The sequence below is a fragment of the Ideonella sp. A 288 genome (genome assembly GCF_002198735.1).
GTDB lineage: Bacteria > Pseudomonadota > Gammaproteobacteria > Burkholderiales > Burkholderiaceae_C > Pseudaquabacterium.
In genome coordinates this window covers 66,717-77,970 of the sequence record NZ_MWLO01000149.1, presented here as the reverse complement: position 1 = coordinate 77,970, position 11,254 = coordinate 66,717, and the positions used below count along the sequence as shown (strand labels likewise).

Below are 11,254 nucleotides of genomic sequence, written 5' to 3'. Positions count from 1 at the left end.
GAAGTCGCCTTGGTGTACCCGTTCAGGGATGCTGATGAGGTCTCGGATGAAGGTCACGCGGATGCTCCCTCAGGCTTCATTGGCCCGTTGATCGTTCGGTGGTTGGCCCTGTTCCTGCGAGTTGAAGCACTCGGCCACGAGGGCTGCAATGTGGTCGATCTGGTCGGGCTGCAGGCCCACCAGCTCAGGCGCGTTGCGCCGCCGTGCAGGCATCTGCCCACCGTTCTGGCGGATCCACTGGATCAGCAGATTGATCGTCCGGTTCGGCAAGTTGAAGGCGCGGTCGATGCGCTCGAAGGCGCGGTCGTAGGCCTGGATGAACTGCGTCTCTTCGATCAGCGACTGCGCCAACGCCTGCTCGGCGCAGGTGGTGACGAAGCGGGCAGCGGCATCGCCGTTCCAGTGCGCATAGATGTGCGGCGTGGACTTGAAGTCGAACAGGAAGTCGTTGTCGGCCAGGTAGGTCACGTCCCACAGGTGGCGCGCAGGCCTGCTGAAGGCCTCCAGGGTGGCCAGGTAGTCGGCCTCGTGCCGCTTCATCGCGACGGACAAGGGCAACAACGTGGCTTGCCCGTCGACCAGCGGCAGCGCCTGCTGCAGGTTCAGGCTGTGGTGGGCCAGCAGCCGAGACAGCCGGCCGTTGCCGTCCATGAAGGGGTGCAGGAACACGAAGCCAAAGCTCACCAACGCAGCCCGCACCAGGGGCGGTACATCGCCTCCGGTGCTGTTGGCCATGCGCATCCAGCCGTCCATCAGCGCCAGCATGGCCTCGGGCGCGGGTGGCACGTAGCGCACGGCCAGAGCACCATGGCCACCGCGCTGCAGCCAGTTCTGCCGGTGGCGGAACTCGGCCTCAGCCATCAGGGGGTTGGAGATCACCGTGTTCTGCAGCTCGACCAGATAGTCCTCGGTCAACGGCCGCCGCTCGCGCAGGGTGGCCAGCGCCTGCAGAAACGCTTGCTCCTTGGCGGGCGTTGGCACCTCGTTTTCGATGGCGAAGGAATCCCGGGTCTCGGCCAGGTAGGCCCAGCCCAGCACCCGGTCCAACGTGGCCTGGTTGCGGGCGTCGCCCGCCCAGGCGTGTAGCCTGTCCAGCACCTGTTGGCCACGTGCAGCCAGCGTGTCATCGCGCCGCACCACCGGGCAGAACTCCAGCGGGCCGATGCCATTGAAGTTGACCCGCAGGCGCTGGCTGCGCTCCCACACAGGGCCGACGTAATAGGCGTCGGCATCGAACAGGTCCACGTAGTTGCCGCCGGTGCTGTCCCAGGGCAGCGGCAGTTCACGGCCGTGCGCCTTTTCCCAAAGAAAGGCGGCCTTGCGCAGGTAGCTGCCTGTGCGCTGCAGGGCCAGTGCGTCAGTCAACTCTTCGGCATTGATCAGGCGCAGTGCTTCAAGCAGCAGGTGCAGTTGCAGGTCTTCGTGTTTCAGGGCGAAGAGCACATGGTCCAGCAGCGTGGCATCCTCGGCTGGCGCTACATGGCGGGGCACGGCCAGCAGGTCGGCCATGGGCTCGATGCGTGTCACGGGCCGCAGCTGCGCCGGGCGCTGCACGGGTGGCAAGCGCATTCCGGTGAACTCGGCCACCATGGCGGCAATAAACTCATAGCCAATCACGGCAGCCCCAGGTTTTCCGTACACGACACGGATTTTCTTTAGATTCGTGGGTTTGCCTAAGATTTTTTGTACGACAGTACCCGCGCGCGACCGCGCCGGCCCGTTCCGCTGCGCGGCCAGCCACGGTCACGTTCACGCCACCACCTTGCGCGGCCGGCCGCCACGGCGCTTGGCTGTGACGGTGGGTTTCCAGCTGCGCAGGTCGGCCAGCGTGTAGCCCAGCTCGCGGGCCTGGTCGGCGACGAAACCCTCGTAGTAGTCGCCCATGCGCTCCCCGTCGAAGGCCGGGTCAGGCTCGTTGTGCCACTGCTTCAGCCAGGGCACCAGTTCGTCAAGACCGGCCAGCAGGGGTTGCAGGCGCTCAGGCTCCCAGCCTTCGTTGTCTTTCATCTCCAGCAGGTAGCTGGCCAGGGCAGTCGCCTGCTGCAGGTGGTTCCAGCCGGCCCAGGCCAGCGGCAGGCTGCCGTCCGCGCCGCGCTCGCAGCCGGTGTAACTGACCCAGCGCTCCTTGGGTACGTCCAGGCCGCCGCGCAAGCGCCAGAAGTCGGCCTTCAGGAAGTCTTTGCTTTGGTACTTGGGCGGCACGGGGATGGGACCGATCTGCGCGGCCTTGTCTTCTGCCTGCTGGCGGGCGATCTCGGCGGCCAGTTGCTGCTCGATCCAGGCCTGCGCCTCGTCAGACAAGGTCGCGAGGCCGGCGCTGCCGAACTGCGCTTTGGCTTGCGCCGTCAGTTCAGCTCGCCAGGTTTCGGTGTTGTCGGCCACCACCTTTGCGTCGATGGCGTCTTCCTGCCGTTGAAGGGCCCAGGTGGCTTGCCATTGGTCCCGCTTGCGCAGGCCGGTTTCGCTGTAGCGCAGCACCGGCAGGAAGGGCACGCTCTCGGAAGACACCAGGTCGGCCACCAACTGCTGCACATCAAAGCCGGCCTGACCGGCGTACAGCTCAGCGATCTGCATGAAGGCGGCGTCTTTCGCCACAGCATCGGCCAGGCGGCGGGTGCTGGTCAGCTGGGGTGGACGGTCGGCACTGACCGGCCAGAGCGCAGGCGATTCGAGCTTGTCCAGCAGCCAATCGCGCAGCGCGGCCTGCTCCAGCTCCTGCCACGCCGGGCTGTTCCAGCGGCGCTTGTGCTCGGGCCGCTCCATCAGGCCGAGGGTCTTGTCGTTCTCAATCAACGCAATGCGACGCTGAACAACGGCTCGGTATGGCGCGGGCCAGTGCGCTGGGACTTCGGTGATGGCGCTGGCCCCGTGCCGCTCGAACCAGACTGTCTGCACACGCCCAGCGGCTGCTTGCCTGGCCAGGACAATCTCAAAGGCGCGCTCACCCAGGTTTATCTCGGCCGCATCGGCGTACTCGACTTCCGCCTCGTCAACGTCAGCCGGCAGCAGTCCGTACAAGCGGTAACAGCGCCAATCCAGCTCATCCTGCGCAGCGAACATCTGGCGGCGGATTTGGGCGGCACGCTCTCGTGCCGTATCAAGTGACTGTCGGGTTGGAACAGTCGGCTGGGCAAGCAGAGCGGCAGGCTGCGTTGCTGCCAACTCTTGCGCCAGTCGGTCGATTCGAGCCGCAATGTCCAGCGGACGTCCTTCAACGAGCGGGAACTCGGCAACGTTGCTGGCATTGATCGCGTAGCGCATTTCGAAGCGCTCGTCTGCTCCTGCACTTTCCGCACCGGGTCGCCCCTTGTTGTGGCAAACCTGTTGCAGCCAGAAGCAGGCTACAGACGAATTCAGCAGCCCCAACAGGCCCAAGTGGTCGTCTTCTGCGCTGCCGGCGGTCAGCTTGATGACGGGAGCGGTCTGCTTGAACACCTTGCCGCCGCGGTCAAGAACGAAGTGGTTGTGGGTGGCGACTTCAGCGAAGGTGATCAAGAAACTGGCGGCCACTCTGTTCTTGATGAACTGCATGTATTGATCCCAGCGATATCCATGTTGTTCGGCTGTCTTGCCAAACATCACGCGAGATCGAAGGAACGAGCGGTTGCGCCATCTCAGTCTGCCGTACGCCGCTGTTGCGGTGACTTCACAGGGTTCGTACAGGCGTTCACGCTCAACGTAAGGAAAGACAACAAAGTCGTCGCCCCGCGCAGACCAGTCACGAACGACGTCTCCAAGGATGAACTCTCTGATCGGCGCGCCTAGACGCCGCGCTACTGACCTCGGCAGCAGGTATGCATCGTCTTCTCCTGTAATGGCCATGAAGCCGAGCGAGTCGACCAACTCGGACAATCTGACGCGGGATGCACCTTCAAGTTGCTCTCGAAGTTCTGAGGCGCCACCACCCCCAATGCTCCAAGGATGCTTGCCAAACGTCGCCCTTAGCGTGTCAGTGGCACTGACGAACTCACTCTCACTGCCCGCCCGGTCAATCTGATTGACGATGGCGCTCCACACCAGCCCTCGGGCAGGGTCGTTTGGCGTGCTCGGCTCACTCTTAATGCCCATCACGGTGCGTACGCTCTCACTCACCGGCGCGCGGTGGCGGCCGAACAAAATGACCGTGGGAGTGCCGTGACCGGGGATGTACGCACCCGAGGTGTCCACCACATGGCTCAGGTCCAGCCGAGGCAGCACCTGCTCGATCAGCTTGGAACCGAACTCGCGCTTCATGAACGAGTTGGCGGTGATCAGGCCCACATAGCCGGCACCCTGCGAGCCTGCTTTGGGGGTTAGCGCCAGCTCGAAGAAGCGTTCGGTGAACGGCGCCCCTAGCGAATACTTCATGTGGCAACTGCGCGGGTACTTCAACCGATAGGCCGCATTCAGTGCCGCATCCTTCACCACGATGTAAGGCGGGTTGCCCACCACCGCGTGGTACTGCTGACTCAAGATCTGCTGCACCTGGGTCAGGTCTTCGCTGACGTAGGCGTGGTTCAAGCCATAGCCGGCCAGCGTTTCAGACGCGCCGAGCAGTGAGGCCGTTTCGCTCAGGCCAAAGCGGCTGCCGTGCAGCAGGCTGTCGCCAATGGCCACATGCACCTGGAAGTCGGGCGCATCGGCCAGGCGGCGCACCTCGGCCACCTTCAGCGCCGCCACCCACAGGCGGAAGCGCGCGATGGCCGCCGCAAAGGGGTTCAGGTCCACACCCGCCACCGCATTGAGTGCGCTCTTGGCAATGACGCCCGGGTTCAGCCCCGGCTCGGCCTGCAGCCATTCGGCCACCAGCCGATGAAAGCCGCCCAGCAGGAAGTGGCCGCTGCCGCAAGTGGGGTCGATCATCCGCACATCGCGAAAGCCGAACTCGCGGATGGCCGGCGTCAGCGTGCGGTCGAGGATGAACTCTTCAACGAACTCGGGCGTCTGCAGCAGCGCGTAGCGCTTGCGGGTGGCTTCGCTCAGATCCTGGTACAGGTCGCCCAGGAAGCGGGTGTTCCAGTCGGCGTCGGTGAAGTCGTGCACCAGGTCGCCGGTGTCCGGGTCCACCTGCTGCCAGAACTGGCGCAGCACCTTGGCCGCGTCGCCGCTGATGGGCAAACGGAAGACGGGGTTGCGGTCCGCGTCGAAGAAGGTCTGCAGGCCCGGCAGTGCGCCAGCTTCGCGAAACGCGGCGACGAGGTAGTCGCGTTCGTTTTCCAGCGGGTGGGCGCGGAAGTAGGTCTCAAAACGGTCTTGCGCCAGCGCCAGCCGGCCCGATGCCGGAGGGCCGGCAATCCACGGGCGGTCCACCAGCGCGTTGTCTTCGATGAAGCGCAGGAACACGCCGCTCAGTAGCCAGTGCACGCCAGCCTGCGTCAGCACCTGCTCGACCCAGCTCTCGAAGGTCTCGGCGCAACGCTCGGCCTCACGTGCAGCTTGCCATTCAAGCTGCAGCGCCGCTTTCAGCTCAGGCAACTCGTCCTGTTGGAAGATGCGATCACGCAGGTCGTCTTCCAGGCGCTTGAGCTGGCGGGTCAGGTCTGCAAGCAACTGCTTTGCGTTGATCAAGGGGTAGGTTCCAGAACGGGTTGTGGGCCACTGACTCGGGCGATGTTGCTCAAGCGGTCATGCCCTGGCTGCGGTGTTCGTTGTTGATCCAGGCGGGGGTCAAAGCTGCCACGGCTTGGGCATAGACCAGGGGCACGGGTGTGCCGTCGATCTCTGCCGTGCCCGGGCGGTGGCCCGGCAGCAGAACCCAGGCCGCCGGCGTCTGGCCCGGGCGGCCAGCGGCCTGTTCCAGTTCGCTCACCACGCCCAGCAGACCGTAGCGCGCCAGCAAGCCGGCGTTCACCACCAGCAAGGGTGCGGCACTGGAGAGCAGGGCCTGCCGCAGAGCCGGCAGTGTGCGTTGCACCAAGCGCAGCAAGTTGGTCCAGTCGCGGGTGCCGGCGGCGGCGGCGTCAGCCCGCAGCACAGTGCTCCAATCGACCTTCAAGGAGTCGGCCTGCACGCGCAGCTCGCGCAGCAACAACGCGTCCACGCTCAGGCGCTGTACCGCTCGGCTCTGTGATGAGCCTGGGCCAAAGCGAGTCAGCAGTTCAGTCTCGGCACGCCGGGCCAACCGGGGAACCACGGTCAACGTGAGCATGCCGCCTTGTTGAAGTTGCTGCTGCAGCCGGCGCTCCAGGTCGCGGGCGTCACTGATGGCAGCGTTAGGCGGTGCATCGTCCGCCGGCCGGCTGGGCAGGCGCGTGGGCTGGCGGCTCAGGAAGGTGGTGGTGCCGGCGCTGGCGCCGGCATCCAGACGCAGGTGGGTGTACACGCGGCCCACATCGTTCCAGGCCAGGGGTGCGCCCACGGCTTCCAGCATTCGGTCAAGCTGGGGCCGGCCGGGCAGCGGTTCAGCGTCCGGGTAGCGGCCGCGCACGCGTTCCTGGAGTTGCCGTTCGTTCAGGGTCACGCCCACCAGTGCATTGACCGACTGGCGCAGCGACAGCAAGGCCGGCATGCCGCGTGGGTAGATCTCCTGGCGGGCCGAAAGCGCCGCGGCACGCGATGCGTTGGTGGCCAGGCGCAGCAAGCGCGTGGCACTGAGTGCGGGTGCCGACGGCACAGCGCCGGCAGCCGGACCGAACAGCTCGTCGCCATCCTGGCCTGGGGCCGCTTGCCCGGGCACACGGACGTCCTCCAAGGCCTTCAAGGCACGTTCTGGCGGCAGCAGCGGATCGGCCAAAGCGCAGGTGTCGGCGGTCTGGCCGAGCAGGCGGGCGTAGTCGGCCCAGGTGGCGTTGGCGGCAATCAGCGGGTCGGGGTCGTGTGCGAAGGCTTCGTAGCGCGGCTGCTCGGTCTGGGCATCGGCCTCCACCGCGGCACGCAGCACCGCGCAGGCCTGGCGCAGGCGGGCTGCGTCGTCTTGCTCGGCACAGCCACGCAAGGCCAGCAGCGCCAGCGCGCCTTCGCGCAAGGTCATGACCTGGCCTTGCGCGGCCAGCAGTTCCTGCAGGTCGTTGCGCAGCGCGGTGAACACCTTGTTCTTCAGCCAGCGTTGGCGGGCCTTGTCGAGCGTGGCAATCAAGGTCGAGCGGTCCACTCCGCCAGCCTTGGCGGCTTCGCCCGGTGTGGGCCAGGTGCCGGGGGTGACTTCGTCTTCCAGGCCCAGGTACCAGGACAGTGCCGCTTCTTCGGGGCGGTCGTCGCCGGCGTAGCGCTTGGGCAGCAGTTGATTGGCCAATTCATTGACCGACAGAGGCTGGCGATCGTCCACCTCGGTGTCGTCGCCTTCGTGCAGGCTGCCGCGCCCCTGGGTGAGGTCGGGCCGCAGGCGCGCCAAGTCTTTCGCCTTCACCCGGATCTCGCGCCGCAGCTTGTCGCCCACGCCACGCAGGTAGCGGAAGCGGATGCGGTCCACAGCCAGCAGTTCGACGGCGTTGTGGATGCCCATGCGGTCCAGCACGTCGATGGCTTCCAGGCTGTAGCCCAGCTCGGCCATGGTGGTGCTGGCAGTGACCGTGGGCGCCAGGGCTTCGAAGCCATTGGGGGCGCTGGGGTGCGCCGTGGTGGCGCGTTCAAACACGGCCCGCCAGGCCCGCAGCAAGTCTTCAGCGTTGTCGTGGCGATCACGCGCCTCGCGTGCCAGCGCCTTGGTGAAGAAGGCCTGCATAGGCTCGCGCACGGCCGGGTCGAACAGGTCGAGCTCGATCGTGGCCTCGGCCTGGGTGACTTCGGTGGCGGACTGTCCATCACCCCAGCGCGGCACGCGGCCCACGGCCATCTCATACAAGGTGACCGCGGCAGCGAAGCGTTCGGCGTGCAGGTCCCAGCGCTTCTGGGCGCGCAGGCCCAGGAAGGGGTCCAGGTAAGGCGGCGTGCCGGCCTTGAGATTTTCTGGGGGCGTGCGCGTCAGGGAGAAGTCGAACAGCACCAGGGTCAGGCGGCCACTGCGGTTCTTGGCGATGCCGATGTTGTCGGGCTTGATGTCGCGGTGCACGACCGCGTTCTCTTCCAATAGACGCACGGTGTCCAACAGCTCTTCGCCCCAGCGCTGCAACATCTCCATCGACAGCCTGCCGTCGGCCTTGATGCGTTGCGCCAAGGTTTCATCGCCAGCGCTCTTCAGCAAGAGCGCGGTGCGGCCGTTGACCGAAGCAACGCCGCGCAGTTCGACGATGTTGGGGTGGCGGAGCTTGCCCAGCGCCTCGGCTTCGGCCTGCAGGTTGTCGTTGTGACTGACGTCCACCGCGACCTTGAGGACCAGCTCGTCTTCACTGCCACTGGGCCGTACCAGCAATGCGTCGCTGGACGACCCGCGGCCCAAGCGCCGCACGACCGTGTAGCCGCCTTCGAGCCGGTCGTTGACATTGGCCTGGCTGGGGTCGACCGTGGTTTCAGGGTCGGGCGTGGTCAGTTCTTCTTCAACCTTGTCCAGGTCGTCCAGAAACTCCTGGATGGAGCCGTAGCGGGTGATGACCTCCGGGCTGGTGGCGAACTGCACCAGCTCTTGCAGGCTGGTCGGGCACCCGTCCATCGCGTCGGACAGTTGCAGACCCTGGCCCCGTCGCAGCTTGTCGTAGAGGTCCAGGATCGACGCGGCCGGCGCTTGCCCCGAGAAGATCAACCAGGTCAGGCAGCCCAGCGAGAAGACGTCCAGCTCAGCGCCATGCGCAGGGTCGGCGCGAGCCGTCTCGGGTGCCAGGTACACCAGGCCCGGGTCTTCGACATACGACTGCACGTGGGCCGTGCCCGTGGTGCGGTGCAGGGTCGAGTTGCTGCTGGAACCTTCGGACTCACGCGCAGCGGTCTGCCAGTTCATCAGCTGCACGCGCGGTGTGGCGGTCTCGATGTCACGCACCAGCACGCTCTGCGGGCCCAGCGCCCGATGGTGCAGGCGGCGCGAGTGGGCGTACTTGAGAACCTCGGCAATTTCGCGCACCAGCTGCAGGCGCTGTGTCACACCCAGGTGTGAACCGTGGTCACGCATCAGGTGATCGAGGCGGACGGCGCGTTGGTCCAGGTCGAAGACCAGGGCGGGGCCGAGCTCGCTGTCCTTGTATTCACGGCAGCGCAGGATGCCGCCGTGCTCGATGCCTTCCAGCATCTTGAATTCGCGCTGGGCCTGGCGCACGAGGGTCTGGCGCGCCTCGGGGCTGGCGGCGTTGGCCAGGTTGTAGATGCGCACGCGCCGCTGCACGTCCACACCCACGTGGCGTGCTTGCCATTCCTGAAAACTGTCTCCGTCGGTGATGAGCTTGTCGAGCCGGTAGTCGCCGACTTGGCGGTGCTTATTCGACGGACGGATGCCGGCTTCTGCCAGGCCCTTGGCCAGCGCCTTGACGGCGGCGGAATCCAGCGGCGCCGCGTTCTGCTCGCCCCGGATGCCGAAGGTCAACGCCGCCACCACACCATCGTCGTCCGGGTGGGCTGGCCTGCCTCGCAGGTAGACACCGCTGCGGGCGTGGCCCTGCAGCCGGCAGGTGATGGAGGTCGACGACAGAAAGACCAAGGGCGTGAAGAAGGGAACCTTCATCTTCGCCTTGACGACGGCAGGCTGACGGCGAATCAGGCTGGCCAGCCGCTTGGACTTGCGATCGGTCAGCAGCAGCGGGTTGTCGACGGAACGGTCGCGGCCATCGGTCGACCAGGTCCAGGTGTGGGCGTCACCAGCCACCGAGCCTGGGCGGGACTTCACCTCGATGACGAACAAGCCGGCAGGCGTCAGTGCTAACGCATCCACCTCGTTGACCTTGCCTTCTTCGTCGATGAACTCGAAGTTGGTCCAGACGTGCCAGGGCTCGCGGTCCGGCAACTGCGCGCGCAGCCACTCCAGCGCTTCCCGCTCCCACGGGAAGCTGGACTGTGCGATGACATGCCAGCGGTTCGCGCCGAGGCTCATGAAAGGGTCTCCCTGTCAGACATGGCGCCACCGTCGTCACGGTTGCTGTCGTCTGCGATGTATTCGAACAAGTCTCCGACCCCGCAGTTGAGCAGCCGGCACAGCGCTTCGACGTGGGGCAGCTCGACCCGCGTTGCTCGCCCGACGGCCAGGGCGGTGACCGTGCTCCGGTTCAGTCCGCTGGCGCGTGCGACCTCAGCCACGCGCAAGCCGTCACGCGCCATCAGGCGGCCGAGGTGGCACTGGATCACTTGCCTGTCTCCGAGGTCGGGGTGATGCGCAGGATAGCATCGCCGAGACCTGAAAGTGAGAGTTTTTCGTCACCTGCTTTGCCGCAGTTCTGCGATGCCGCGCCTGACTGCCGCAGCCGCAGCGCGAAGTCGGGCTTTGATGGCAGAAACCTCAATTGATGCCCTCTAGAGATACTCAAAGTACTGCAGGGCTTCGCTCCGATTCACGGACTCTTGGCGGCGGCGCCGAATCCGGCATCGCAATATCTACAGCATGACGCCTAATGCCAAACGGCCTTCGATTTGTTCGTGCAAAGCGGTGCAAAACACAACTCCCGGCCCATAACCACGTCATACGGCTCCATCGGGACCTGGGCTTGAAAATCGAAGGGCTCGCACTCGAAGTCATCTTCAACTGAAGCGGTTTGGAAATTCGATTCAATGCGGTGCAGGTGCACGCTTTGCTGTTGCAAAACTTTCCCTTTCCAATGGCATGCTTCAAAACATCATGCCAATTCCGAATCGCTTCCTACTCAAGGACCTTGCCCGCCGAAGGGCAAGGTTTCGCCAGACCGCTGCAAAAGCCATAGTTCTGCGCCGACCAGGCGCCGTCCGGAGCGGAGTCGATTTGACGACTGGTGGTCAAGCCGCGAATGTCGAGAGGCGGCACACATGAACCGCGTACTCAGATACGAGGACGCCGTGCGCTACTGCGGGTTGAAGCGCAGGTCCTTCGACGCCGCGATCCGGCCGCGTGTGCGATCCGTCCGGGTCGGCACCTCCCTGCTGTTTGATCGTCGCGAACTTGATCGCGCGCTCGACGCGCTGTTCAACGGCGACGACACGCCAAAGTTGATGCCGAAGGACATGGGTCAGGCATCCCACAAAACCGAGCCACAGGAGCAGAATGACAAGCTGACCGGGCGGCCCAACAACCGGAAAGGAATACAAACATGGGCCGTCAACAACGGGGCATCTACCCCGACGACAACGAGACCTGGCAGGTCGACAAACATTGGCGCGGCACTCGACTTCGCCAGCGTGGCTTCCAAAGTGCTGGCGAAGCGGAAAGCTGGCTGATCAGGCAACTGGAGCAGTTGCGCGCTGTGGCCATCCACGGCACGCGACCTCCACGAACCTTTGAGCAAGCTGCCGC

5 protein-coding genes are annotated in these 11,254 nt (G+C 65.3%); 1 reads left to right on the top strand and 4 read right to left on the bottom strand.

All coding sequences use genetic code 11. The features are described 5' to 3' along the window. Positions 1–69 precede the first annotated feature (69 nt). From EOINJALH_RS25850 to EOINJALH_RS25835, 4 genes are all read right to left on the bottom strand, one after another. Positions 70–1,641, bottom strand: coding sequence for a Fic family protein (locus EOINJALH_RS25850; protein ID WP_234414043.1), 1,572 nt, complete (start codon positions 1,639–1,641; stop codon positions 70–72). Positions 1,642–1,749: 108 nt separating this feature from the next. Next, positions 1,750–5,547 carry a BREX-2 system adenine-specific DNA-methyltransferase PglX gene (gene pglX, locus EOINJALH_RS25845; protein ID WP_088285605.1) on the bottom strand — a complete coding sequence of 1,266 codons (3,798 nt, stop codon included), beginning with the start codon at positions 5,545–5,547 and terminating at the stop codon, positions 1,750–1,752. A gap of 49 nt (positions 5,548–5,596) precedes the next feature. Beyond that, a complete protein-coding gene (gene pglW, locus EOINJALH_RS25840) occupies positions 5,597–9,868 on the bottom strand; it encodes a BREX system serine/threonine kinase PglW (RefSeq protein WP_088285603.1) in 4,272 nt (1,423 codons plus the stop codon). Continuing rightward, positions 9,865–10,119 (bottom strand): helix-turn-helix transcriptional regulator, encoded by a 255-nt coding sequence (locus tag EOINJALH_RS25835; protein ID WP_088285601.1) that lies wholly within the window; start codon positions 10,117–10,119, stop codon positions 9,865–9,867. The genes pglW and EOINJALH_RS25835 overlap by 4 nt, the downstream gene beginning before the upstream one ends. A gap of 651 nt (positions 10,120–10,770) precedes the next feature. On the opposite strand from EOINJALH_RS25835, the gene EOINJALH_RS33035 reads away from it, so the two are divergent. Beyond that, the gene (locus EOINJALH_RS33035; protein WP_234414042.1) at positions 10,771–11,178 is read left to right on the top strand and encodes a hypothetical protein; all 408 of its coding nucleotides are present in this window, start codon (positions 10,771–10,773) and stop codon (positions 11,176–11,178) included. Positions 11,179–11,254 lie beyond the last annotated feature (76 nt).

Bases quoted from the DNA above. Each gene is read 5' to 3' on its own strand.
- pglW (WP_088285603.1), bottom strand. From the start codon at position 9,868: ATGAGCCTCGGCGCGAACCGCTGGCATGTCATCGCACAGTCCAGCTTC.
- EOINJALH_RS33035 (WP_234414042.1), top strand. From the start codon at position 10,771: ATGAACCGCGTACTCAGATACGAGGACGCCGTGCGCTACTGCGGGTTG.